This is a genomic window from Lentzea waywayandensis (assembly GCF_900115955.1).
Taxonomy (GTDB): Bacteria; Actinomycetota; Actinomycetes; order Mycobacteriales; family Pseudonocardiaceae; genus Lentzea; species Lentzea waywayandensis.
Genome location: NZ_FOYL01000006.1, coordinates 370,496 through 395,170, shown reverse-complemented (window position 1 = coordinate 395,170; position 24,675 = coordinate 370,496). Strand labels below are relative to the sequence as shown.

At 68.5% G+C, this 24,675-nt stretch carries 22 protein-coding genes, 1 tRNA gene and 1 pseudogene; 15 read left to right on the top strand and 9 right to left on the bottom strand.

Translation table 11 applies throughout. From position 1 onward, the window contains the following. Nucleotides 1-4 precede the first annotated feature (4 nt). The 4 genes from BM417_RS47940 to BM417_RS25065 all read left to right on the top strand — a co-directional run bounded on the left by BM417_RS47940 (nucleotide 5) and on the right by BM417_RS25065 (nucleotide 5,454). Complete coding sequence (locus BM417_RS47940; protein ID WP_177320588.1) at nucleotides 5-541, top strand: hypothetical protein; 537 nt, start codon at nucleotides 5-7, stop codon at nucleotides 539-541. Nucleotides 542-730: 189 nt separating this feature from the next. Beyond that, nucleotides 731-2,962 carry a cellulose binding domain-containing protein gene (locus tag BM417_RS49320; protein WP_245822145.1) on the top strand — a complete coding sequence of 744 codons (2,232 nt, stop codon included), beginning with the start codon at nucleotides 731-733 and terminating at the stop codon, nucleotides 2,960-2,962. Continuing rightward, nucleotides 2,962-4,629 carry a cellulose binding domain-containing protein gene (locus BM417_RS25070; RefSeq protein ID WP_093599013.1) on the top strand — a complete coding sequence of 556 codons (1,668 nt, stop codon included), beginning with the start codon at nucleotides 2,962-2,964 and terminating at the stop codon, nucleotides 4,627-4,629. The genes BM417_RS49320 and BM417_RS25070 overlap by 1 nt, the downstream gene beginning before the upstream one ends. A gap of 78 nt (nucleotides 4,630-4,707) precedes the next feature. Continuing rightward, the gene (locus BM417_RS25065; RefSeq protein ID WP_093599010.1) at nucleotides 4,708-5,454 is read left to right on the top strand and encodes a class I SAM-dependent methyltransferase; all 747 of its coding nucleotides are present in this window, start codon (nucleotides 4,708-4,710) and stop codon (nucleotides 5,452-5,454) included. Between the two features lie 6 nt (nucleotides 5,455-5,460). Here the strand turns inward: BM417_RS25065 and BM417_RS25060 are convergent, their stop codons facing one another. Next, complete coding sequence (locus BM417_RS25060; protein WP_093599007.1) at nucleotides 5,461-6,051, bottom strand: TIGR03086 family metal-binding protein; 591 nt, start codon at nucleotides 6,049-6,051, stop codon at nucleotides 5,461-5,463. 55 nt (nucleotides 6,052-6,106) lie between these two features. Between BM417_RS25060 and BM417_RS25055 the strand changes: the two genes are divergently transcribed. The 3 genes from BM417_RS25055 (at nucleotide 6,107) to BM417_RS25045 (ending at nucleotide 8,691) form a co-directional block, all read left to right on the top strand. After that, the gene (locus BM417_RS25055; RefSeq protein ID WP_322788985.1) at nucleotides 6,107-6,544 is read left to right on the top strand and encodes a MarR family winged helix-turn-helix transcriptional regulator; all 438 of its coding nucleotides are present in this window, start codon (nucleotides 6,107-6,109) and stop codon (nucleotides 6,542-6,544) included. 10 nt (nucleotides 6,545-6,554) lie between these two features. After that, nucleotides 6,555-7,745 carry an amidohydrolase gene (locus BM417_RS25050; protein ID WP_093599001.1) on the top strand — a complete coding sequence of 397 codons (1,191 nt, stop codon included), beginning with the start codon at nucleotides 6,555-6,557 and terminating at the stop codon, nucleotides 7,743-7,745. 157 nt (nucleotides 7,746-7,902) lie between these two features. After that, the gene (locus tag BM417_RS25045; RefSeq protein ID WP_143138794.1) at nucleotides 7,903-8,691 is read left to right on the top strand and encodes a hypothetical protein; all 789 of its coding nucleotides are present in this window, start codon (nucleotides 7,903-7,905) and stop codon (nucleotides 8,689-8,691) included. Nucleotides 8,692-8,760: 69 nt separating this feature from the next. On the opposite strand, the gene BM417_RS25040 is transcribed toward BM417_RS25045, so the two are convergent. Beyond that, nucleotides 8,761-9,387 (bottom strand): TetR/AcrR family transcriptional regulator, encoded by a 627-nt coding sequence (locus tag BM417_RS25040; RefSeq protein WP_093598995.1) that lies wholly within the window; start codon nucleotides 9,385-9,387, stop codon nucleotides 8,761-8,763. A 98-nt stretch (nucleotides 9,388-9,485) separates the two neighbouring features. Between BM417_RS25040 and BM417_RS25035 the strand changes: the two genes are divergently transcribed. Beyond that, the gene (locus BM417_RS25035) at nucleotides 9,486-11,066 is read left to right on the top strand and encodes a flavin-containing monooxygenase (protein ID WP_093599394.1); all 1,581 of its coding nucleotides are present in this window, start codon (nucleotides 9,486-9,488) and stop codon (nucleotides 11,064-11,066) included. Here the strand turns inward: BM417_RS25035 and BM417_RS25030 are convergent. Then, nucleotides 11,018-11,341: pseudogene (locus tag BM417_RS25030) on the bottom strand (SRPBCC family protein); the annotation flags it as partial. The gene BM417_RS25035 and the pseudogene BM417_RS25030 overlap by 49 nt on opposite strands. Nucleotides 11,342-11,347: 6 nt before the next feature. After that, nucleotides 11,348-11,695: a VOC family protein gene (locus BM417_RS25025; RefSeq protein WP_093598992.1), complete on the bottom strand. Its 348-nt coding sequence runs from the start codon at nucleotides 11,693-11,695 to the stop codon at nucleotides 11,348-11,350. Between the two features lie 110 nt (nucleotides 11,696-11,805). On the opposite strand from BM417_RS25025, the gene BM417_RS25020 reads away from it, so the two are divergent. From BM417_RS25020 to BM417_RS25005, 4 genes are all read left to right on the top strand, one after another. After that, nucleotides 11,806-12,657, top strand: coding sequence for a helix-turn-helix transcriptional regulator (locus tag BM417_RS25020; protein WP_093598989.1), 852 nt, complete (start codon nucleotides 11,806-11,808; stop codon nucleotides 12,655-12,657). Nucleotides 12,658-12,790: 133 nt separating this feature from the next. Further along, nucleotides 12,791-15,064, top strand: coding sequence for a M4 family metallopeptidase (locus BM417_RS25015; protein WP_177320587.1), 2,274 nt, complete (start codon nucleotides 12,791-12,793; stop codon nucleotides 15,062-15,064). A gap of 36 nt (nucleotides 15,065-15,100) precedes the next feature. Then, nucleotides 15,101-15,712, top strand: coding sequence for a lysoplasmalogenase (locus BM417_RS25010; RefSeq protein ID WP_093599388.1), 612 nt, complete (start codon nucleotides 15,101-15,103; stop codon nucleotides 15,710-15,712). A gap of 77 nt (nucleotides 15,713-15,789) precedes the next feature. After that, nucleotides 15,790-15,863, top strand: a tRNA-Lys gene (locus BM417_RS25005). Nucleotides 15,864-15,964: 101 nt separating this feature from the next. Here the strand turns inward: BM417_RS25005 and BM417_RS25000 are convergent. Genes BM417_RS25000 through BM417_RS24990 form a run of 3 tightly spaced genes read right to left on the bottom strand, consistent with a single transcriptional unit; the run spans nucleotide 15,965 to nucleotide 17,830 of the window. Beyond that, on the bottom strand, nucleotides 15,965-17,002 hold the full coding sequence (locus tag BM417_RS25000) for an alpha/beta hydrolase (RefSeq protein ID WP_093598987.1): 1,038 nt from the start codon (nucleotides 17,000-17,002) through the stop codon (nucleotides 15,965-15,967). Beyond that, nucleotides 16,999-17,352 carry a hypothetical protein gene (locus BM417_RS24995; RefSeq protein ID WP_093598984.1) on the bottom strand — a complete coding sequence of 118 codons (354 nt, stop codon included), beginning with the start codon at nucleotides 17,350-17,352 and terminating at the stop codon, nucleotides 16,999-17,001. Before BM417_RS24995 ends, BM417_RS25000 begins: the two co-directional genes overlap by 4 nt. A gap of 1 nt (nucleotide 17,353) precedes the next feature. Next, the gene (locus tag BM417_RS24990; protein ID WP_093598981.1) at nucleotides 17,354-17,830 is read right to left on the bottom strand and encodes a TetR/AcrR family transcriptional regulator; all 477 of its coding nucleotides are present in this window, start codon (nucleotides 17,828-17,830) and stop codon (nucleotides 17,354-17,356) included. Nucleotides 17,831-18,201: 371 nt separating this feature from the next. On the opposite strand from BM417_RS24990, the gene BM417_RS24985 reads away from it, so the two are divergent. Then, complete coding sequence (locus BM417_RS24985) at nucleotides 18,202-20,901, top strand: WD40 repeat domain-containing protein (protein ID WP_093598978.1); 2,700 nt, start codon at nucleotides 18,202-18,204, stop codon at nucleotides 20,899-20,901. A gap of 48 nt (nucleotides 20,902-20,949) precedes the next feature. On the opposite strand, the gene BM417_RS24980 is transcribed toward BM417_RS24985, so the two are convergent. Next, nucleotides 20,950-22,542, bottom strand: coding sequence for a glycoside hydrolase family 64 protein (locus tag BM417_RS24980; RefSeq protein WP_093598975.1), 1,593 nt, complete (start codon nucleotides 22,540-22,542; stop codon nucleotides 20,950-20,952). A 206-nt stretch (nucleotides 22,543-22,748) separates the two neighbouring features. Here BM417_RS24980 and BM417_RS24975 point away from each other — a divergent pair, with 206 nt between their 5' ends. Further along, nucleotides 22,749-23,357 (top strand): TetR/AcrR family transcriptional regulator, encoded by a 609-nt coding sequence (locus BM417_RS24975; RefSeq protein WP_093598972.1) that lies wholly within the window; start codon nucleotides 22,749-22,751, stop codon nucleotides 23,355-23,357. A gap of 11 nt (nucleotides 23,358-23,368) precedes the next feature. Continuing rightward, on the top strand, nucleotides 23,369-23,851 hold the full coding sequence (locus tag BM417_RS24970) for a DUF6653 family protein (RefSeq protein ID WP_093598969.1): 483 nt from the start codon (nucleotides 23,369-23,371) through the stop codon (nucleotides 23,849-23,851). 82 nt (nucleotides 23,852-23,933) lie between these two features. On the opposite strand, the gene BM417_RS24965 is transcribed toward BM417_RS24970, so the two are convergent. Beyond that, nucleotides 23,934-24,584, bottom strand: a complete 651-nt coding sequence (locus BM417_RS24965) for a fasciclin domain-containing protein (RefSeq protein ID WP_093598966.1) — start codon at nucleotides 24,582-24,584, stop codon at nucleotides 23,934-23,936. Nucleotides 24,585-24,675 lie beyond the last annotated feature (91 nt).

Genomic DNA, 24,675 nt, shown 5'->3' with positions numbered 1-24,675 from the left:
CCCGGTGATCGGGGCCTTGCGTCACATTCGTTACATCGACACCGAACAGTTCACACAGGACTCAAGTGTTGCCGCAGGTGCCACGGTGCCAACAACTTCGATTCCACCAGCGCTGGCATCACCGGTATCGCTCCTCTGGAAGAACGCCGATCACCTGAGGGCAGGTGTGGCCGAAACAAAGCTGTACGACGAGATCGGAACCGGGTATTCGTTGGGACGCCGCACGGATCCGCGCTGGATGACGGAAATCCTCGCCGCGCTCGGTCTCCGCCCGCGTCATCACCAACGTCAGGGCGGGCACCGGTCACCAGGCAGGACAGGCTCGGCAGGCGGGATGCCCCGTCGCCACGAGAAGCCCGAGGATCGACAAGTCCACGACCGCCGCGATGATCGCGGTGACCGCCCGCGAAACATCCTGCAAACCCCCGACCGCGAGCCCGAGAACCCCAGCATGCATCGACACAGCCCGACACCGGACCCCGATTCAATCAGGCCCACGAGCAGGCGCAACAGACTTCTGCAAACGGTGCCATTTTCCTAATTCACATATCTGACTTTTCACACCCTTGAACATTATCGCGAATTAGCCGCGAATCATTGACGACGCCTCAGGAACTATTCACAATTCGACTCCACGATGTGAGCCGCCCCACATACGTGGTCGAACTGTTCCCTGGAGGCATCCGTGTCCCGAAGTCATGGCCTACGACGAGCCGCCACGCTCGGAATCGTGGGCACTCTCGCCGCGGTGGGCATCGCCGTGCTGGTCAACGCCGCGGGCGCGGCACCCGCTGCGGGCGCGCTCACCGGACTGGACACCTCGGCGGGCAATCGTCGAGCGCCCGTGAGCGGGCTGTACGACTGGAGCAAAGCCGGTTATCGGGGTGGTCAGAACCTCCCCGGTGCGAACGAGATCAACCCCAGTGCGGCGTGCCAGATCACCGCGGCCGAATTGGCGAGCCAGTTCAACGTGAAGCCGAATGACGGCCTGGACGATTCCACGGGTCTGCAGTCGGCCATAGATTCGATCAAAACGAACTGTTCGCCGGCGGCGAGCCACACGAAGCTGAGCCTGATCACGTTGCCCGCCGGTGAGCTGGCCGTGTCGCGCGAACTGCACGTGGACGCCGACTACCTGATTCTGCGCGGGGCCGGCAAGGACGCCACGAAGATCACCTACCGGCCGGACGCGAACACCCTCTACGACGCCCTCACCCCGGACGGCTCCGACTGGGACGAGGACGGCATGACCTCCGGTGCGGGCAAGGGCGGCTGGCTGTGGCCGGGCCGCGGCCTGTTCCGGGTCCAGTCACGCGGTGTCGACCCGAGCTACGCGAGCGACTACGCCGCGGCTCCCGCCAACCGCAAGGACATCTTCGAGGGCACGGTGAACGTGCACTGGAAGGTCGGCGCGAAGGTGGCCACCACCGCCAGGACCGGTGACCGCACGATCACCGTGCAGTCGGCCACCAGGATCAAGGCCGGCATGTTCGTGAACGTCCGTGCCGCGAACTCGGTCAAGTTCTACGAGCAGCAGCAGGCGACCGGCACCGGGTTCCCGATGCTGAACATGCACATGCGGCAGCAGATCTTCACCGTCACCTCGGTCTCGGGCAACACCGTGACGCTGGACAAGCCGCTCGAGTACGACGTCCCGGTCAACTCCACTTCGGACGGTTCCGCGCCGATCGACGGGACGCCGTACGACTCGAAGGTGTCCCCGCTGGTCGACCCGGTCGAGGGCGTCGGCTTCGAGGACTTCGGCTTCACGCAGGCGATGCCTGGCCTCAACCAGGCCGACTCGATCAACAACTACGGCAACATGGCGCCCGCCGCCGAGATGCACGGCATCGTCTTCAAGTGGGCGGCCAACTCCTGGGTGCGCGGCATCAAAGCGGAGATGACGGGCTCGCACCCGATCGTCACCGAGGAGGCCAAGAACCTCCAGATCGTGAACAACGAGCTCGACGGCTCGTGGAACAAGGGCAAGGGCGGCAACGGCTACTTCCGCGGCTCGCGCGTGTGGGACTCGCTGTACACCGGCAACACCTCGCGCAACCTGCGCCACTTCACGTTCCAGTGGTCCGCCTCGGGCAACGTCGTGATCGGCAACGACTTCGACTCCGACCTGAACCTGCACGGCGGCTGGGAGCGCAACAACCTGTTCGAGCTGAACACGGTCCGGGTGCCCTACGCGCACCGCTCCGGCAACTGCCGCGCCAACTGCGGCGAGGAGGGCGGTGGCGGTCCCGACAACTCCAACTGGTTCCCGATCTGGTGGGGTGCCGGCAAGAAGGCGGTGAAGTGGTCCGGCGCGTCCGGTCCCCGCAACGTCTTCTTCAACAACACGATGACCAAGCAGACCGCGACCGGCGGCACGTTCAACGACTACTACGCCGACCACTCGCGGATCTACCAGTTCGGCTGGAACGGCACGGCCTACCAGCACCTGGACATCGGCGGCACGCCGATCACCGACTGGGCCACCAACGAGCAGCGCGACTTCACCGGCGGCCACGGCGTGGACGCCACGAAGACGGACTCGGCGGCGTCGCTGTTCCTGAGCTCGGTCAACGGCACCCCGCCGACCAGCACCACCACGTCCACGACGACGTCGGCAACCACCACGACGACCACGCCGCCTGCGGGTGCGTGCGTCACCGCCAAGGTCACCCAGACCTCGGTGTGGAACGGCGGCTACGGCGCCGACGTGACGATCACCAACGGCTGCGCCACCGCGACGACGTCGTGGACGGTCGAGTTCGATCTGCCGTCGGGCACCACGGTCAGCAGTTCCTGGAGTTCCGTGCGGACTTCCACGGGCCAGCACCACAAGTTCACCAACGCGAGCTTCAACGGCACCGTCAAACCCGGCGCCAGCACCAAGTTCGGCTTCAACGCCTCGGGTGCCGGTCTCCCCGCCGGCTGCACCGTCAACGGCAAGTCCTGCGGAGGCAACTGATGGGCACACGAGCACTCGCGCTCGCCGCGGTGACCGCGACGGTCGCGGCACTGCTGAGCGGCGGGTCCGCGCAGGCCGCGGCACCCGTGCTGAAGGCGTCGGTCACCCAGACGTCGGTGTGGAACGGCGGCTACGGCGCGGACGTGACGATCACCAACTCCGGTGACGCCGCGAGCACGTCGTGGACGGTCGAGTTCGACCTGCCGTCCGGCACCACGATCACCAGCTCCTGGAGCTCCGTCCGCACTTCCACGGGCCAGCACCACAAGTTCACCAACGCGAGCTTCAACGGCACCGTCAAACCCGGCGCCAGCACCAAGTTCGGCTTCAACGCGTCCGGTGGCAGCCTTCCGACGAACTGCACGATCAACGGCGTGGCATGTGGCGGCGGTACTCCGCCCACCGACACGCAGGCGCCCACCGTACCGACGGGTCTGCGGTCGACCGGCGTGACGTCCGGTTCGGTGTCGCTGGCGTGGACGGCGTCCACTGACAACGTCGGCGTCACCGGTTACGAGGTGCTGCTCGGCAACGCGGTCAACGCCACCGTCACCGGCACGTCCGCCACGGTCACCGGCCTGTCCCCCGCCACCGCGTACTCGTTCTCGGTGCGCGCCAAGGACGCGGCGGGCAACACGTCGGCGGCGAGCGCGGCGGTCAGCGCCACGACCAGTCCGGGCACCGGCGGCGGCAGCACCGTCGACGTCTCCACCGCGGCGCAACTCCAGGCAGCACTGGCCGCGGCCATCGCGGGCCAGACGATCAAACTCGCGGCGGGCACCTACCGCGGCTCGTTCGTCGTCAACGGCCGTGCGGGCACCGCGTCCCAGCCGATCACCCTGAGCGGGCCTCGGGACGCCGTCCTCATCAACGACGGCCCCACCGGCGAGGCCCCGTCCTGCCCCGCGCCCACCGCGGGCTGGGACTCCGGCTACGGCCTGTGGGTCTTCGGTTCCCCGTACTGGAACCTCACCGGGTTCACCGTGCGGGAGTCGAAGAAGGGCATCGTCCTCGACAACTCGCACCACACCACGATCGACTCGGTCTCGGTGCACCACGTCGACGAGGAGGCCGTCCACTTCCGCCGTTCCTCGGCCGACGGCATCATCCGCAACTCCACCATCACCGACACCGGCCTGGTCCAGCCCGGCTACGGCGAAGGCGTGTACCTCGGTTCCGCCAACTCCAACTGGGCCTGCCACGGCAACAACGGCGGCATCGACCGCAGCGACCGCGTCCAGGTGCTGAACAACAAGATCGGCCCGAACGTCGCGGCCGAGCCGATCGACGTCAAGGAAGGCACCTACGAGGGGATCATCCGCGGCAACACCTTCGACGGGCAGGGCATCACCGGCCAGAACTCGGCCGACTCCTGGATCGACGTCAAGGGCATCGGATACCTCGTCGAGGACAACACCGGCACGTTCCGCAGCCCCGGCACCTTCGCCAACGGCTACGAGACGCACAACACCAGCACCACCCCCAGCCTGCCCAACGGCTGCGGCAACGTCTGGCGCAACAACCGTTCCGACCTCGGCGGCGTCGGCCAGTACGCCATCAACATCACCTCGGTGTCGAAGTGCACGGCGATGCCCAACGTCGTCTACGCGTCGAACACCGTGACCGGGGCGGTGAAGGGCCTGACCAACGCACCGGTCACCCCGTGACACCGCCGTGAAGGAGTGGCCCGGCGGTCCCGACCACCGCCGGGCCACTTTCGCTACTCTCGGAAGCCGGGGGGACGCATGAGCGGAACGGATCTGTACGACGAGATCGGCACGGGTTACTCGTGGGGACGGCGCACCGACCCGCGCTGGATGGCCGAGATCCTCGCCGCGCTCGGCACCGCCCGTTCCATCGCCGACGTCGGCGCGGGCACCGGTTCCTACGAGCCGCACGACCGGACGGTGCTCGCCCTCGAACCGTCCGTCGAGATGATCCGGCAACGACCACCCGGCGCGAGCCCCGCCGTCCGCGCGGTCGCCGAAGCCCTGCCGGTCCGCGACCACGCCGTCGATGCAGCGCTGGCCGTGCTCACCGTCCACCACTGGACGGACTGGCGCGCCGGTCTCGCCGAACTCCGCCGCATCGCACCACTTCAGGTCGTCCTCGCCTACGACACCTTGCGGCACATCGACTTCTGGTTCGTCCGCGAGTACGTGCCCGAGATCGCCGACCTGGAACGCACGCGACCTTCGGCGGACGACATCGCGCACGAACTCGGCGCTCAAAGCGTCACCGTGCTGCCGCTACCCTGGGACTTCACCGACGGCGTGTTCCCGGCCTACTGGCGACGCCCGGCCGCCTACCTCGATCCCCGCGTCCGCCGCGCCTGCTCCGCGCTCGCGCAAACCGATCCCGGCGCTGTCGAGCGCGGCATCCGGCAGCTACGCGCCGACCTGGGCAGCGGCCGCTGGCACGAGCGCCACCGGGACCTGCTCGACCTCGACGAGTGGGACGCCGGCTTCCGCCTCATCGTGTCGCGTGCCTGAAGGGACTCACCGCTTCGGCGAACGCCCCAAGGCAGTCAGGACGCGGCTCAGCGGATCTTCGTCGTCTGCGGCGAGCGCGGGCCCGAAAGGCGCGCCAGGCTTCAGCCTGCTCTCACCGTCCGGCACCGCCAACGCGATCCGCAGCGCGGGCTCGGCCAGTTCCGGGGCCAGGCGGTAGTCGAGCCCGAGCGAACGCGCGACGTCCCAGCCGTGCACGACGTAGTCGATCAGGTGGAAGCTGACCGCCTGCATCGCCGGAAACCGCGCGGCGGGCCCGAACTCCGGCAGGTCGAACTCCCGTTGCGGCACTTCGGGTTCCGCGAAGGCCGCGAGAACGTCCTCCGCGGCCTCGGCGTAGCCGGCGACCGGCCGGGCACCGAGGGGCCGCACCTCCCAGACCGCGAGATTCCCGCCCTCACCCCTGGCCGCGGCGGCGAAACCGTGGTGCTGGACGGTCATGTGGGCGAGGAGGTCGGCGACTGTCCACTCGGAACAGGGCGTCGGCTTTCCCCAGTCGTCGGCCGACACCTGGGACACGATCTCCACGCTGGTCCGCACCGCGGTGTGGTGGAGAGCCAGCAGATCATTGATAAGCATATGCCCACGATAGGCATATGCTTACTATTGACGCAAGGTAGCTATCATCCTGTTCGTGGATGGCCGGCGACGTGACCTCGCGGCGATGATCGCGCCGTTGCAACGAGCGCTGGTCGCCGCCGAGCAGCCGGTGCTGCGCGCGCACGGGCTGAGCATGTGGGGCTACGTCGTGCTCGACACCCTCGAAGGCCAGCCGGTGCGCACCCAGGTCGCGCTCGCGGAGTTCATCGGCGCGGACAAGAGCCGGATCATCGGTGTGCTGGACGAACTGGAGAACGACGGCCTGCTGGAACGCACCCGCGACCCGGCGGACCGGCGCGCGCGGCTCGTCACGATCACCGAAGAGGGCCGTCGCCGGCACGGCGCGGCCCAGGCCGAGATCCAGCGGGGCGAGGAACGTCTGCTCGCCCAGTTGCCCGCCGCGGACCGGGAGGCGTTGCTGCGCTCGCTGGCCGCGCTCGTCGACGCACTGCCGAAGCTCGGCCAGGACTGAGGGAGACACGGTGCCCGACCTGCACGCGCTCTATCGCGATCTGCACAGCCACCCCGAACTGTCGCTGCGCGAGTTCCGCACGGCCGGCGTGCTGGCGGACGCGTTGCGGCCGCTGGGATACGAGGTCACCACCGAGGTCGGCGGCACTGGCGTGGTGGGCGTGCTGCCCAACGGCGACGGCCCGGTCGTGATGCTCAGGGCGGACATCGACGCGTTGCCCGTGCGGGAATCGACAGGACTGCCCTACGCGTCAACGGCTCGTGCGACCACTGTGGACGGTGAGGACGTGCCGGTGGCGCACGCGTGCGGGCACGACATGCACGCCACGTGCCTGATCGGGGCGGCCGAGCGGTTGGCGCAGACCCGCGAGGAGTGGACGGGGACGCTGCTCGTGGTGTTCCAGCCCGCCGAGGAACTGGGCCGCGGCGCACGGGACATGGTCGCCGACGGCCTCTTCGAACGGTTCGGCAAGCCGGAAGTCGTGCTGGCACAACACGTCAGCCCGCTGCCGGCCGGGATGATCGCGTACGGCAGCGGGCCGCTGATGGCGGCGTCCGACTCGGTGCGGGTCACGTTGTTCGGCCGGGGCGGTCACGGTTCGGCGCCGGAGACCGCGGTCGATCCCGTGCTGATGGCCGCGCACGTCGTAGTGCGGTTGCAAGGCATCGTCGCGCGCGAGATCGCACCGTCCGAGCGTGCCGTCGTCACGGTCGGGCGGCTGCAGGCCGGTACCAAGGAGAACGTCATCCCGGAGACCGCCGAGATCGGCGTCAACATCCGGACGTTCAACGAGCACGTCCGCGGCATCGTTCGCGCCGCGGTTGAACGGATCGCCCGCGCCGAGGCCGCCGCCTCCGGGGCACCGCGCGAGCCCGAGTTCGACTGGTACGACGGCACTCCCGTGCTCGTGTCCGATCCTGACGCGACCACGACGACCATGGCCGCGTTCGCCGAGCACTTCGGCAAGCACAACCTGATTCCCGGCGCGGTGGTCAACGCCAGCGAGGACGTCGGCGTTTTCGGTACGGCCGCAGGGATTCCGACGGTGTTCTGGTTCCTCGGCGGCACGGACTTCAGCACCCGCGAACCCGGTCAGCCGGTCGCGATGAACCACTCCCCCGAGTACGCGCCGGACATCGAGCCGACGCTGTCCACCGGAGTCGACGCTCTGGTCGTCGCCGCACGAACCTGGCTCAGTTGAACGATCCTGGACGAAATCCGGCGTACCTCCTCCATCGTCCGATGTGTCGCGCGTGTTTCACATAGCACACAAATGGGTTGTGACCTGCGCGTTCTCCCGCCAAGATGGCAACGTCGGACACCGACTGATTGTTAATGGGGGCAGTCGAATCATGCGTTTGAAGCGTGTAGTTGCAGCTGTGGTCGGCATCGCGGCGATGGTCACCGTCGTCGGCGCCGCACCGAGCATCGCGCAGGGGGACAGCAAGACGTTCAAGGGCCTCGATCGCGATCGTGGTTCCAAGATCCAGACGACCGATGGCCAGTCGTTCCTGGAGATCAACGGCGCCGGTGAGCTCGTGCACTGGCAGCGGGCGGGCGAGAGCTACTCCAGGCAGCTCCGCGGCTGGGGCTGGCAGGGCACCCGCGCCATCACCACCCTGGACGCCCAGACGTTCGTGGAGATCAAGGGTGACGGCCGCCTGTCCAAGTGGACGTGGAACGGCAGCTGGTACAGCGAGGCCGCCGTCGGCACGGGCTGGAACAACGCCCGCCTGATCACCGGCGTCGCCGGCAACCAGTTCATCGAGATCAACAACCAGGGCGAGCTCGCCTACTGGACGTTCGACGGTTCCAACGGCCTCAGCAAGATCGTCAGGGGCGTGGGCTGGGGTGCCACGAAGAGCATCACGGGTCTCGACCCGTTCCTGTTCATCGAGATCAAGGGTGACGCGCTCAACTCCATGTCCTTCTGGGTCAACGAGCAGAGCGGTCTGACGGAGTTCCCGGAGACGGGCAACCCGGACGGCAACACCTACATCCGCCTGATCGCCGGTGGCGACTCTGACCACTTCACGGTCATCACGACCAACGGCCTCCTGGTGGAGTACGCGTACAACGAGTCCGAAGGCGCGTACCAGGGCGTCATGCGCGGCTGGGATTGGCAGGGCACTCGCCTGATCGGCTGATCTGGCAGGTAGTTCTCTCGCAGGGGAAGGCCCCGACCGGTTCGCCGGTCGGGGCCTTCCGCGTTCTGGTCAGCGGGCCGCGATGCCGTCGTACATCACGCGCCGCAGCGCTTCGCTTTGCGCCGTCTGCGCTTCCGGCGTGCGCAGCGACGAGATCGCAGTGCCGAGGATCATGCCGTTGATGGCCCTGGCGGTGTTGTCGACGTCGAGGTCGGCGCGCAGATAGCCCAGTTCGACGCCGTGCGAGAGGTACGCGGACGTCAGCGCGGCGGCCAGGTCGAACAGGTCCAGGATCCGTTCGGCCATGGCGCGGTCGATTCCGGGCGCCTCGAACAGCAGCAGGCGCGGTACGCGTGGGTCCTCGCCGAAGATGCGGGCCAGTGACTCGCCGATGCGCGCGGACTGTTCGCGGTACTCGGCGAGGGTCGACACCGCGTCCGGCGCGTTCTCGGCCGTCAGCGCGCCGGTGACGCGTCCGACGAGATCGTCGACCACGTGGTCGACGATGTCCCGCTTGTTCTGGAAGTAGCGGTAGAACGTGCCGTGCCCGATGCCCAGGCGCGTGGCCACGTCGGCGATTCCGGTGGCGTGGTAGCCGCGTTCGGCGAAGCAGTCGAAGGCCGCGTCGATGATCTCGCGGCGCAGCTCCTGCTTCTTGCGCTCGGCGCGGCTGACGGGCTCGGCACTGGACGTCATGCGCCCAAGTCTATGACCTGCGGAGTCTTGCGATCACCCTGGAACTGACATACGGTTCCGAAACTGACACGCGATTCCGTTCGATGCAGGAGGTCGGAATGGCCCCGCAGTACGACGCAGTCATCGTCGGTGCCGGGTTCGGCGGCATGGGCGCGGCGATCGAGCTCAAGCGGCTCGGCCTGCACGACCTGCTGATCCTGGAGCGGGAGGACGACCTCGGCGGCACCTGGCACGTGAACAGGTATCCGGGGCTGGCCGTCGACATCCCGTCCTCGACCTACTCGTACTCGTTCGAGCCGAATCCGCACTGGTCAAGGCTGTTCGCGCCGGGTTCCGAACTCAAGCGCTACGCCGGGCACGTGGCCGCGAAGTACGGGCTGCGGCCGTTGATGCGCTTCGGGGTGACGGTGACCGGCGCTCGCTGGCGGGACGACCACTGGGAGGTCGTCGCCGGCGAGGAGACCTTCACCGCGCGGTACCTCGTGACCGCCACGGGGTTCCTGTCCATGCCGAAGACGCCGGACATCGCGGGCGTCGAGTCGTTCCAGGGCAAAGTGATCCACACCGCCGCCTGGGAGCCTGCCGACCTGACCGGACAACGGGTGGCGGTCATCGGCACCGGCGCCACCGCTGTGCAACTGATCCCCGAAATCGCGCGGCAGGCGTCCGCCGTGACCGTGTACCAGCGCACGCCGATCTGGGTCAGCCCGAAGCCCGACTACCCGATCCCGTCGCCGGTCAGGAAGTTGTTCGCGCGGCTGCCGTTCGCACAACGGGCCGTGCGGTGGGTGGGCAGCTCGGTCCTCGAGCTGATGATGATCTCGGGAGTGGTGCGCTACAAGCAGTTGCGGGTCGTGAACCGGCTGGCGGAGCGGTGGTGCCGGGCGCACCTGCACCGCCAGGTCCGCGACCCGGAGCTGCGCCGCGAGCTCACGCCGGACTACTCGTTCGGCTGCAAGAGGCCCACGTTCTCCAACGACTACTTCCGCACGTTCACGCGGCCGCACGTGCGGTTGGAGACGTCGGCGATCGAACGGATCGACGCCACCGGTGTCGTGACGGCGCAGGGTCGCACCGAGATCGACGTTCTCGTGCTGGCAACGGGATTCAACCTGTGGGACACCAACTTCCCGGCGTTCGAGGTGATCGGGCGCGACGGCAGGGACCTGGGGGCGTGGTGGCGGCAGAACCGGTTCCAGGCCTACGAAGGCATCACGGTGCCGGGATTCCCGAACTACCTGTCGCTCAACAGTCCCTACTCCTACAGCGGACTCTCGTACTTCACGACGATCGAGTGCCAGATGACCCACATGCGACGGCTGTTCACGGCGATGCGCTCCCGCGGTTCGGCGGTCTTCGAGATCACGCAGCAGGCCAACGACGAGTTCCTCGAACGCATGCGCGCCAAGGTCACGCAGAACTCGGTGTTCTCCCTCGGCCAGTGCTCCACCGCGCACAGCTACTACTTCAACCAGCACGGTGAAGCCACCCTGCTACGGCCGACCTCCACGGTGAGCGCACACCGTGCGGCGAGGAGTTTTCCGTTGTCGCACTACGACTTCTCGAACGTCCGCTTGATGACTTCGAGTCCACGCGACATCGAGTCGGCCATGGGCGCGGCCAACCGGTCGGGCAGCACGTCGCGGGTCCACACCAGCCGGCAACGCCCTTCGCCGTAGGGGAAAGCCTGCATGGACGCGTTGTCGTGGATCGGTTCCACGGAACCGCCGACGATCGAGTAGGCGATCCGGCGCGCTTGGTCGTCGACGCCGACGCGGCGCTCCGTGACCACTGTGCCGTCGGCGAACGTGACGGTCCGGAAGTCGGCTTCGGCCTGGGTGTCCACCACGAACCCCGGCGCCATCCGCGACGGGCCGGTGGCGAACTCGCCGATCACCTTCCACACGTCGTCGACGCTGGACTCGACCGTGATTTCCAGGCTGATGGAGGCCATGGCGCGTCACGCTGCCAGACAGAGCAGGTGGCCCTGCGGGTCGGCGAGCACGGTCCACTGCCCCTCGCCGGGCTGGAACTCCGGTTTGGTGGCACCGAGTTCGAGCAGCCGCTTGACCGCGAGCTCGACGTCCTCGACGTGGAAGTCCAGGTGCGCCTGCTTGTCCGAGCCGGGCCACGCCGGAGGCCGGTAGTCCGGCACGCGGACGAACGCCAGCTGGACGCCGTTCTCGCCCAGGTAGGCGGAATCGTCGTCACTGGAGGTGATCTTCCACCCGGTGACCGCGCGGTAGAACTCGGCCAGCGGGCCGGGGTCGGCGCAGTCGAGGACGATCGTGGTGAGCTGGGCGGGCATTTTCTTCTCCTTCTGGGTCGACGGGCACCAGCCTGCTCCGCGACCGCCTCCCGGGTCTTGAACATCCTTGCGCGCGAAAAATTGTCAGACCTCGTCCCTAGCCTGAAGGGGTGCTCTCCTTCATCGCTCTCGCGGCCCGTCCGGAGTTCACCGTGTCCGCCGTGGACTGCCGCGACGACCACCGCGGCTGGTCGGCCGAGCAGCCGCGCGCGGACGTGCGGCTCGTGCTCGTGCGCAGTGGCGGGTTCCGGCGCCGGGTCCGGGGTGTCTGCACCGATCTGGACCGCACGGTCGGCTATCTCGGGTTACCCGGCGAGGAGGAGCACTTCTCCCACCCCGCCGGCGGAGACGTGTGCACGTCGATCAGCCTGCGGCCCGACCTGTGGCGTTCACTGGCCGGTGAAGCGCCAGTGCCGGCCGGATCGTCGCTGTACGTGGACGGCAGGCTCGATCTCGCCCATCGGCGGCTGCTGCTGGCCGCCCGCGACGACGGGGCCGAGGAACTCGTGGGGCTGGTGGCGGCAGCCGTCCAGCAGGTCGTCACCGGTCCCACTCCGGCCGGCACCGGTGACGGGGCTTTGGTGGCGAAGGCTCGTGGCGTGATCGGCGACGACCACCCGGCCGCGTCGGGACTGATTCCGCTGGCTGACCTTCTCGGTGTCTCGCCATATCGGTTGAGCCGCGCCTTCACCCGTGAGCTCGGGGTGTCGCTGACCCGCTACCGCAACGGAGTGCGCGTGTCCCGCGCGCTGGACCGCCTGGAGGAAGGGGAACCGAGCCTCGCCGTGCTCGCCGCCGACCTCGGGTTCGCCGACCAGGCGCACCTGTGCCGCACGGTGCGCGAACACCTCGGACAGACGCCAACCGCACTGCGCAGACTTCTCGGGGCAAATCGAACATCAAGCCAGACAAAGGAATGCGCGGACGCAAGTCCTACAAATGCGCACGAATTGTTGGTGTGAATAAGTTAGTACTTGTTAACCATCGCCGCGCAACTCATCCTTTCCCTGCTCCGCCACCACATTCACCTCGACGAACGCACCGGCTCCCCCTGCAACCGAGGGCCGGTCTGTTCGCCCTGCAACGAGGAGAAAAATGCAAGCCAGACGCACACTCGTGCTGGCCGCGGCAGGTTCACTGGTCGCAGCCGTTCTCACCCAGACCGGCGCGCAGACCGCCGCAGCCCAACCCGTTCAGACCGCCGAGGCGATGGCCGTGGACGCGGCCGCGAGCCTAGTCGCGAGCCGCCCGTCCCAGCTGCACGCCGGATCGAACGACGAGTTCGTCCGCCACGGCGTGATCTCGTCGACGAACGGCCTCAAGTACGTCCCGTACGACCGGACGTACAAGGGAATTCCGGTCGTGGGCGGCGACTTCGTCGTCGTCACGAACTCGACCGGCCAGGTCCTCCAGACCTCCGTCAGCCAGAACGCGCCAATCGACCTCGCGAACACCACGCCTTCCGTCACCAAGGCGCAGGCCGAGGCCACCGCGAGGACCACGATGTCCACTGTGGATGGAGTCGGTACCGCGGACCAGGTCGTCTACGCGCTCGACTCCGCTCCGACGCTCGCGTGGAAGGTCACGGTCACCGGCCGTGACTCCGAGGGCCCGAGCAAGCTCGACGTGGTCGTGGACGCCGCCACCGGCAAGGTGCTGCGCAAGCAGGAACGCGTCATGCACGGCACCGGCACCAGCGGCTGGAACGGCCCGAACCCGGTCACCATCGCCACCACGCAGTCCGGTTCGAACTACTCGCTCAAGGACCCGACGCTGACCAACGTCAGTTGCCAGGACGCGGCGAACAACACGACGTTCACCAAGACCACCGACACGTGGGGCAACGGCACCCAGACCAACCGCGAGACCGGCTGCGTCGACGTGCTGTTCGCGGCGCAGACCGAGTCGAAGATGCTCTCGCAGTGGCTCGGCCGCAACGGCTTCGACGGCAACGGCGGCGGCTGGCCGATGCGCGTCGGCCTGAACGACCAGAACGCCTACTACGACGGCAGCCAGGTCCAGATCGGAAAGAACTCCGCGGGCCAGTGGATCGGTTCGATCGACGTCGTCGCGCACGAGCTCGGCCACGGCATCGACGACCACACGCCGGGCGGCATCTCCGGCGCGGGCACCCAGGAGTTCGTCGCGGACGTCTTCGGCGCCACCACCGAGTGGTTCGCGAACGAACCGTCGCCCTACGACACCCCGGACTTCCTTGTCGGCGAGACGATCGACCTCGTCGGCCGCGGCCCGATCCGCAACATGTACAACCCGTCCGCGCTGAACCACGCGAACTGCTACTCCAGCTCGATCCCGAACGCCGAGGTCCACGCGGCCGCCGGCCCCGGCAACCACTGGTTCTACCTGCTCTCGCAGGGCACGAACCCGACCAACGGCCAGCCGGCGAGCACCACGTGCAACAACACGTCGATCACCGGCCTCGGCGTCGAGAAGGCCATCAAGATCTTCTACAACGCCATGCTGCTCAAGACCTCCAGCAGCTCGTACCTCAAGTACCGCACCTGGACGCTGACCGCGGCGAAGAACCTCTACCCCGGCAGCTGCGCGGAGTTCGACACGGTCAAGGCGGCCTGGGACGCGATCAGCGTGCCCGCGCAGTCGGCCGACCCGACGTGCGGCGCGACCGGCACGGTGACGGTCGGCAACCCCGGCAACCAGTCGGGCACCGTCGGCACCGCGGTGAGCCTGCCGCTGTCGGCGAGCGGCGGCACCGCGCCGTACAGCTGGTCCGCCACCGGCCTGCCCGCCGGCCTGTCCCTCAACTCCGGCAACGGCACCATCTCCGGCACCCCGACCACCGCCGCCACCTCGAACGTCACGGTGACCGCGCAGGACAGCGCCGGCAAGAGCGGCACCGCGTCGTTCAGCTGGACCGTCGGCACCAGCGGCGGCACCTGCTCCGGCCAGAAGCTCGCCAACCCGGGCTTCGAGTCCGGCGCCGCCTCCTGGACCGCGAGCTCCGGCGTCATCGGCCAGCACAGCGCGGACGGCGAACCCGCCCGCACCGGCACCTGGTCGTCCTGGCTGAACGGCTACGGCTCCTCGCACACCGACTCGCTGTCCCAGTCGGTCACGATCCCCGCCGGCTGCAAGGCGTCGCTGACGTTCTACGTCCACATCGACACCAAGGAGACCGGCAGCACCGTCTACGACAAGCTGACGGTCACCGCGGGCACCACCACCCTCGCCACGCTCTCGAACACCAACGCGGCGGCGGGCTACGTCCTCAAGACGTTCGACGTGTCCTCGTTCGCGGGCCAGACGGTGACCGTCAAGTTCACCGGAGTGGAGGACGCCTCGCTCCAGACGTCCTTCGTGATCGACGACACGGCGGTGACCCTGAGCTGAACCTTCTAGGGTGAGCGCCTCAACGGAGAGGTGCTCATGAAGAAGCAGGCGTACGCGGTTGCCGCGATCGTGGACTCGATCGCGGCAACCGTGCGCGGCGCCAAGCCCGCGCGCACTGTGACGAAGACCGCGCTGATGCCCGCACTGGCCTTCGCCAGCCCACCCGGCGACCCCGGCATGGCGGTCGGCCTGGCCGGCTCGTGGCTGGGCGACGTGGCACTGCTGGGCGACTCCGACCGGGCATTCCGAACAGGACTCTTCAGCTTCCTGGTCGCCCACCTCGGCTACACCGCCGCTCTGGCCCGCCGCTCATCACCCGGCTCGCGCAAGGCCGTCGTCCCCATCGTCGTGGCGTCGGCCACAGGAGCCGTGCTGTTCGCGCGAGCGGCAGGCCCGCTGGGAAAGCCGGTAGGCCTCTACGCCCTGACCCTCGGCACGATGGTCGCCGCCGCCTCCACGGCCCGAGGCGCCGGCGCACGACGAGTTCTCGGTGGTGCCACCCTGTTCGCGGTGTCGGACGCCCTGCTCGGCGCGAGCCGGTTCGTCCTCAAAGGACGCGCGACGCGAGTGGCGTCGTCGGGCGTCATGCCGACCTACGCGGCGGCCCAGTGGCTCCTGCACACGGGGTTCAAAGCGTCGAACGGGTGACCCGCGTGAAAACCCGTTGGAACCCCTGTGCTAACGTTCTTCACGTCGGAACGAGCAAGACTCCGGCACACAAACAAGCGCCGCTAGCTCAGTTGGTTAGAGCAGCTGACTCTTAATCAGCGGGTCCGGGGTTCGAGTCCCTGGCGGCGTACTCCAGAGAAGCAGGTAGAGATTCGTCTCTACCTGCTTCTCTGCTTTTTACCGCTTGTCGTCATTCACCCTTTGCAAGCCTCGCGGAAGCCAAGCAGCCCGTCACCACCGCAGGGCACTGAGCTCACGGGTCAGGACAGGCGAGAACGTCCCGTCGGCGGTGATCATCGCGTGGCCGACACCGGGGAGCACCACGCGGTGGCCCACGACGGATGCGAGCTGGTCGGTCGTGTGACAGGGCACCTGGGGGTCCAGCTCGCCGCAGGTCAGAAGCACCGGCATCGGCGGCAGCCCGCGTGCGACGTCGGGTGGGAAGACCGCGTCGTCCGTCGTCACGAACCGGCGGTTTGGTCCCGCCAGCGACTGGAAGAGCGCGGCGAGCGGTGCCGGCATGGTCGTCGTGTCGACGGGGCGGCCACCTCGCAGGTCCGCGACGGCCACGTCGATCGCCCGGTCGATGATCTCCGCGTCCTGCTTGGTCATCCCTCCGGCATCGACGAGTTGCCTGATCTGGTCGTGCAGTTGCATGGCGAGCACGTCCAGCAGCCGCAACGCCTGGGGCTGCAGCATGATCAGAGCGGCGGCACGCTGGCGGGGAGGTGCGTGCGCGGCGAGCACCAGTGCGGTCATGGCTCCTTCGCTGTGACCGGCCAGAGCCACCCTGCCCCGTGCCACCTCGGCACGGTGTTGCAGGTGGTCGCGAGCTGCCGCGGCCTGCCGCACGAAGGCCGGGTAGTCGATGTCCTGTGGCCGCCCGGCAAAGGCTCCCAGTCCTGTGCGGCCCGTTCCGTACTTGTCGAACCGGAGGGTCACCACGCGATCGCGGTCCAGCGCCGCGGCGAGATCCCGGATGGTGTTGGGTGTGAGCGATGGCGACTGGTTGCCGTCGCGGTCGGTGGGACCGCTGCCCGGCAGCAGAAGGGCCGCGGGCAGGCGTTCACCGCGCCGCCGCGCCGGCACGTGGAGCGTCCCGTAGGTGGTCGTGCCCTCGACCACGAAGGACACCTGCTCGGCGCGTGCGGGCAGCCAGGCCGTGGAGTCGTGGCTGCCTGCGGCGAGCAAGGCGGACGCGGCGGCGTTGGGCGTGATGCCGGCGGCGAGGATCGCCGCCACGAGTGCCGAAGCGACTCTGACGATCATCGGCTCGTCGCTTGTTCGACCATGGCCACCACCGCGCGAGGGTCGTCGACCTCGACGACCAGACGGGTGTAGTGCTCGTCGGCCAACTCCACGACCACCGCCTTGAGCGCGTCGCGGACCGCCCAGAAGACCTTTTCGCCGTCCTGGTGGAACGTGCCGGCCGTGATCACCCCGGGCAGATGCGTGCCCGGCGCCCGAATTCCCTTCGGCTCCCCCAGGATTCCCGGATCAACCGTGGCACCACGCACGTGCGCGAGCGGGATGGTCAGCTTGCTCTTCAACGACCACAACTTGTCCAGGCCGTTCATCTCCACAACCAGGTCCTGGCCTTGCACGCTGATCGTCGCCATGTCAGATCTCCTTGCCGGGCGCCGTTTCCGGCGCATCACGAATGGTGGGGACGTCAGCCGCTCCGTGGCGCACGGCCTCCGCTCGACCGCGCAGCCATCGACCCAGCAGCACCTCGGTGGCGCGCGGGTCACCCGTCGCCTCGTCGACTTCGGCGAAGACCGACGACACCAGGCCGGCGACCTCGGGGTCGTCGGGCGCCCGATCGACCGCGGCCACCAACAGGAAGTCCCACGCAGGCACGTGTTCCGGCTGGGCGGCACGAGCCAGGTGCGGGCGAACGTCCTGCTCGACGTGACGGCGCAACGCCGCCAGGTACAGGCCGCGTTTGCTGCCGAACACGCTGTAGAGACTGTTGCGGTGCACTCCGAGTCGAGTGACCAGGTCGTCGATCGAGACACCGTCGTAGGCACGGCGGGCGAACAGGTCCGCCGCCGCCTCCACCGTCTCGTCGACGTCGAAAGACCTGCGTCGTCCCATGCGACGACCGTAGCGTTTTCAGGAACGATCAGTCAAGAACAATCGTTCCTGAAAAGTGGCGGAGGGCCGAGCCACCACGCGGACGGGCCCCGCCGGCGATGGTCACGTGGGCCCACGTCAGGTCCGGGCCGCCTGACTCGAACACGTCGCACGCCGGCCGCGGTCTCTGGTCTGACTGTCCGGATGCGTGCGCACAGCGAATGCGGCCCCGGTCGCCTTTCGGCGTCCAGAACCGCGATACCGGTCCAGCCTCGATGACACCCCCAATTGATGGCCATCGAGGCCGGACCCGTGATGTGTATAGCGTGGTTGCGTTGTCAGGCGCCGGAGAGCGCCGCACCGGACAACACGAATCCGAGGAGAGACATCAGGTGCCACGCCCGGAGCGACCGCTGGAGCTCGATGGGACCGCTCTTGTCGAGTTCGCCGTTGACCTGCGACGTTTGCGTCAGGACGCCGGTGGCCCGTCCTATCGCGAGCTCGGGAAGCGCGGTGGCTACTCCGCGACGACGCTCGCCGAGGCCGCTGGCGGGCGCAAGTTCCCCAGTCTGGAGGTCACGCTCGCCTACGTCCGCGCCTGCGACGGTGACGTCGAACTGTGGGAGGAGCGGTGGCACTCTCTCGCGACCGAACTCAACGCGACTGTTGTCGCCGAACCGGAGGATTACGACCAGGCGCCCTATGTCGGACTTTCCGTCTACCGCGCTGAGGACGCGTCTCGGTTCTTCGGCAGAGAACGCCTTGTCGACGATCTGCTCGCCCTTGTGCAACGGCAGAAGTTCGTCGCGGTGTTCGGACCGTCCGGGTCGGGAAAGTCGTCCCTGATTCGCGCGGGACTTCTTCCACGGCTGCCGGCGCACGTTCTCCGGACACCGGGTGAACATCCGATGCGGATGGTGCCCGATTTTCCGTCCTCCCCGGAGACCGTGATCGTGGTCGACCAGTTCGAGGAGGTTTTCACCCTCTGTCAGGACCCGGACGAACGGACGCGGTTCATCGCCGAACTGCTCGGCCGCCGAGCGGTGATCGGCGTGCGGTCGGACTTCTACACGCACTGCTGCATGGTTCCCGAGTTGGCGGGCGCGCTGCAGGACTCCCAGTTCACCGTGGGGCCGATGACGGCCGAGGAGCTGCGTCGCGCGATCACGTTGCCCGCGATGAAGGCGAACTGCACGGTCGAGAGCGACCTGGCGGCCACGCTCATCGCGCACGCCCACGGCCAGGCGGGTGTCCTGCCGTTGCTGTCGCACGCGTTGCTGGAGACGTGGCGCCGGCGCAGCGGAAACCGGCTCACGCTCACCGGGTTCCAGGCTGTCGGCGGCATCGACGGCGCGCTCGCGAAGACAGCCGAGGCGGTGTACGGCTCGTTCGACGCGCGCCAGCAGGGCCGTGCGCGGGACCTCTTCCGGCGCCTCGCCGTGCTGGGTGAGAGCACCGAGGACACCAAACGCCGCATCTCCCCGGCCGAACTCGACGACGACCAGGACACCGCGGTGGTGCTGGACAGGTGCACCGCCGCACGGCTCGTCGTGCGCGACACGGACAGCATCGAGATCACGCACGAAGCGTTGATCCGCACGTGGCCCCGGTTCCGGGAATGGCTCAGCAGCGACCGCGACGGGCAGCGCGTCCACCGGGAACTGACCCACGCCACCGACGTGTGGGAGCAACTCGACCGCGACCGCAGCGCGCTGTACCGGGGAGCCCGGCTGGCGATCGTCCGCGAATGGGCCACCCGATCTCAGGCCCTCACGGCTCGCGAACGGGCGTTCGTCGAGGCCAGCACCGATGCCGAAGCCGAGGAACACGTGGCGGCAAGGCGCCGTGCGAAACGCCTCGGCTACCTGGTCGGAGTGCTCGCGGCGTTGCTGGTCGTCTCGGCGGCGACGACGTTCTACGCGGTACGGGCGCGCAACGACATCACGTCGCAGCGCAACAGCGCGATCGCCCAGAACCTCTCGTCCGAGGCGGTGGTGGAGCATCGCGCGAACCCGTCCCTCGGGCTGCAGCTCGGTCTGGCCGCACACCACCTCGCCGCGACGCGCAAGACGCACGACGCGGTGCTGAGCACGCTGGCGACCGTCGTGACGGCCCACGAGGAGGAGGTCTACACGGCGACGTTCAGCAGCGACGGCACGCTGGCAACGGCGGGCCGTGACCACTCGATCCACCTGTGGAACGTCAGCGACCGGCGCAAACCAGTCCGGCTCAGCACTTTCACCGGCCACACCGGCGCCGTGCGCGCACTGTCCTACCGCGCGGACGGGAAGGTTCTCGCGTCGAGCGGCGACGACGGAACCGTGCGGCTGTGGACCGAGCAGAAGGAGATCGCGACGCTGACCGGCCTGGGATCCGTGCGCGCGGTCACGTTCAGCCCGGACGGTCAGACCGTCGTGGCCGGCTCCGGCACGGGAGAGGTGCGGACGTGGAACGTCAGCGACCCGCGCGTCCCGGTCCTGACCGCCACGGTGCGCGGCCACACGGACGCGGTGCGCGCGGTGGCGTTCAGCCCCGACGGCAGGACGCTGGCGACCGGGAGCGACGACCACAGCGTACGGCTGTGGCAGGACGGTGCCGAGATCATGTCGTTGTCCGGCAACAGGATCGACGTGTACGACCTGGCCTTCAGCCCGGACGGGCGCACGCTCGCGGTCGGCAGTGGCAACGACAAGCCCGTGCGGCTGTGGAACGTCTCCGACCCCCGCAAGCCTTCCGAGCTCCCCTCGCTCACCGGTCATGAGGACGTCGTCGGCAGCGTCGCGTTCAGCCCGGACGGTCGTACGCTCGCGTCCGGCAGCGACGACCGCACGGTGCGGCTGTGGAACGTCACCGATCCCGGGCACGTCACCGAGATCGCCACGTTGTCCGGCGCCGCCATCGCCGTCGCCGACATCGCGTTCAGTCCGGACGGCCGGACACTGGTGTGGAGCATGTTCGACCCGACCATGCGGCTGCTGAACGCGGATCTCGGCGCCGCCGTCGCCGAAGCGTGCGACTCGGCGGGACCGCGTCTGACCGAGGACGAGTGGCGCAGGCACGTCCCGGACGTTCCGTACGCACCACCCTGCTGACGGGAGACGCCGGGGCGCGCAGGGCGCCCCGGCGTCAGATGTCGTGCGTCAGGCGCGGTGCCACTTCTGGTTGGCGCCGCCGACGCAGTCCCACATGTGCAGGACCGCGTCGTTGTTCGGGTTCCACTCCGCGATGTCCACGCACTTGTTCGCCTGCGGGTTCACCAGGTCACCCGCTCCAGACAGCACGAACTGCTGGGCCGGGTTGCCAGAACAGGTCGCGAGTTGCACGGCCGCGCCGTTGGCCGTCGAACCCCACGCCACGTCCACGCACTTGTTGTTCTCCGTGCGCAGCGTGCCGCCCACGAACTCGAACTTCTGGTTCGTGCCGCCCGTGCAGTTCCACACGATCAGGCGCTGGCCGTCGGCGAAGTTCCAGTTCGGCACGTCGATGCACTTGCCGTGCCAGTCGCTGACGATGCTGCTGACGGCGGCGGGCGGAGGCGTGGAGCCGCCGCTGAACGGGGTGAGGATGATGCCGGCCGAGCGCGGGTCGCCGTCGTGCACCAGCGACTCCTGCGCCTGCACGTCGTCGAACGCGAACCCGTACGCCTTGCCGTCCACCATGTTCTGGTGCACCAGCCGCGAGTAGTGGTTGGTGATCGCGCCCTGGTAGAAGTCCGCGGGGCCGCCGCCGGGCTGGACGTCGATGCGTCCGAGCGTGGAGCGGTGCAGGGCGGCGCACAGGGTGCGCGCGATCGGGCCGACCACCTGGTCGTTGGGTGCGTGCAGCGCACCGTCGCAGCCCCACACGTTCGCCGTGGACGGCTTCGTGAACGACGCGACCTGCTGCCCCGCGGTGTTCCTGAAGTTCATCGTGCCGCCGGACGTGCCGCCGAAGTACTTCACGTCCGGCCGGTCGCCGAACGGCTGCACGGTCAGCGTCTTGGTCATGTACGCGTTCCACGCCTGGGTGATGTACGAGTCCAGGTAGTTGCGGTCGAAGTTGCCGACGTCGGCCGCCTTGCCCGGCGCGAGTACGCGCAGCACCGTGCCGTCCGAACGGGACATGACCGACCCGCCCCAGCCCGCCTGGTTGCGGATGCCGTTGATGACGGCGTCCCGTCCGCCGGACTTCAGCTCGCCGGTCTTCTTCGTGGCACCGCTCGCGCCCGTCACCGTGACCGCGTGCGGGACGGCGAACATGTCCACCTGGGAGCTGTTGAGCCACAGGCCGGCGTCGTTGTAGGTGAACTCGCTCCAGTCGAACAGGATGCCGCTGTTCGGGTCGCCGCCCGCCCACGGCGCCGGCTGCACCAGGCCGTCGGGCGTCAGGAAGAACTTGAGCTTCTCGCCGAACGACATGTAGACGCGGCCGGAGATGAACCGGGGCACTCGCAGCGTGGCGGTGCCACCGGGACCGGGGCCGGCGATGGACACGTCCGGTGCGGGCGTGGGCGGGTTGCCGCCCGGCGACCACGGTGTGAACGCGCCCGCCTGGTTGACGTACCCGAGGCGGCCGTTGCGGATGTCGGTACCCAGGACGTACAGGTGCACGGCCTCGGACCGGCCACTGTTGTTGGTGACGTTGAGCGGCAGCAGGTCGGGGCCGATCGCCTGTGCCGGTGTGCTCGCGATGGCCGCCGATGCGATCGCCGCCAGTGCGGCGAGCGCGCTGAACCACTTCGTTCGAGTGCGCATCTGACTCCTTGTGCAGGGGGGCTCTGTCAGCAGGTCCCCCGACCGGTTGCAGGGCGGTCGGAGGCCTCCGGTCCGAGAACTGGTCCAGACCGGTTATGAGAGCGCTTCCATGTTTGTTCGCAGATGGCGGCTCTGTCAATACCGGCGGGAGCGACGCCGGGGCCGCCAACCTGGACAGGGCTGAACAGATGTTCAATACTCTGCACATGCGTTCAGCCTCTGATCTGACGGCGCGGGCCCGCATCCGCGACGCCGCGCTGACCCGGTTCGGCTCCGAGGGCATCTCCGGCACGTCGGTGCGGGCGGTGGCCGCGGACGCCGGGGTCTCCCCCGCGCTGGTCGTGCACCACTTCGGCTCGAAGGAAGGCCTGCGCCAGGCCTGCGACGACTACGTCCTGGACTCGATCCGGTCCGGCGACGAGGCGGCGACCGAGGCCCTGGGCGAGGTGCTGAGCGCCGCGACTCCCGTGCGGCGGTACCTGGCGCGGGCGCTGCTCGACGACACGGAGGCGGCCGGCGCGTTGTTCGCCGAGATCGTCGAACGCACGCAGGTGTGGCTGGCCGACGGCGAAGCGGAGGGCTGGGTGCGCCCCACGTCCGATTCGCGGGCGCGGGCTGTCACCTACGTGTCGTGGTTGCTGGCACCGCTCGTCCTCGGTGATCACGTCGGCCGGCTGCTGGGCGGAGATCCGGCGGAGACCGCGACCGCCGTGCGCGGTGCGCGGGCCGGTCTGGAGATGCTGACCGGCGGACTCTTCGCCGACGACCGCTGGCTGAGCGCGTTCACCGAGATCGACAGGACGACCAGGCCGTGAGGGGATCCACAATGGACGCGGTTGACCGCATCGCGAAGACGTTCGGCATGAACGACGAGGCGTGGCAGCGGCACGCCAACCCGTGGAGCGTGTGGACGCGGTTCGCCGCGATCCCGTTGATGCTGCTGGCGATCTGGAGCCGGACGTGGATCGGGTGGTGGAGCCTCGTGGCGATCGCCGCCGTGATCGTCTGGCTGTTCGTCAACCCGAGGGCGTTTCCGCCGGTGCGTGAACCGCGGAGCTGGGCCGCCCGCGGCATCTACGGAGAACGCGCCTGGCTGGAGGACCGCGAGCTCGTGCCGCCGGACCATCGTCAGGTGCTCCGGCTGCTGGTCACCTTGGGCGCCTTGGGGTTCGGGCTGATCGTGTGGGGTCTGGTCGTGCTCTCGGTGTGGCCGACGGTGTTCGGTGCGACGCTGGTCGTCGTCGCGCAACTGTGGCGGATCGACCGCCTCGGCTGGCTGTGGGAACGCCACCAGGCTCAGCGGTCCTGAACGGCCGCAACGGAAAGGCGGGGCCGACCGAAGTCAGCCCCGCCCTGCGATTGCCGGAGTGCGAGTAGTACTGCCCGACGGGTCAGGCCGGGAGCAGGACCGAGTCGATGAGGTAGACGGTGGCGTTCGCGGTCTTCACGCCACCGCAGATGACGTTGGCGTCGTTGACCTTGATCGCGTTGCCGGAGCCGGCCACCTTGACCGTGCCGGTCTGGACGGTCTTCTGGTCACCGGCGATCTTGTCGGGCGTGATCTGGCCGGGGACGACGTGGTAGGTCAGGATCTTGGTCAGCAGCGCGTCGTCGGTCTTGAGCTTCTCGATCGTCGCGGCGTCGATCTTCGCGAACGCGGAGTCGACCGGCGCGAAGACGGTGAACTCGGCACCGTTGAGCGTCGAGACCAGGTTCACCTTCGGGTTGAGCTTGCCGGACACTGCGCTGACCAGCGTCGTGAGCAGCGGGTTGTTGCTCGCGGCCACGGCGACCGGGTCGGCGGCCATGCCGCTGACCGAACCGGCACCGGACGGAACCTGCTTCGCGTAGTCGGCACAACCCGGGCCGACGAGGTTGGCGGCCGGGTCGGCCATCGCGGCGGACGACGTCGCGGTCGAGGTGGGGGCGGCACTGGACGAGGTGCCGCTGCTGGCCATGTCACCCGAGCCGCACGCCGCGCCGAACAGGGCGAGGGAGACGGCGCCGACGGCCAGGACGGTGTTGCGGACGGTCTTGTTCATGACGAGACATCTCCAAGGGGTGATCGAGCAGTTGCTGCCCGTGATTCGCCGCTCCTCGGGGAGCGGATGGGTGTGGTTATCGATCCGTTAC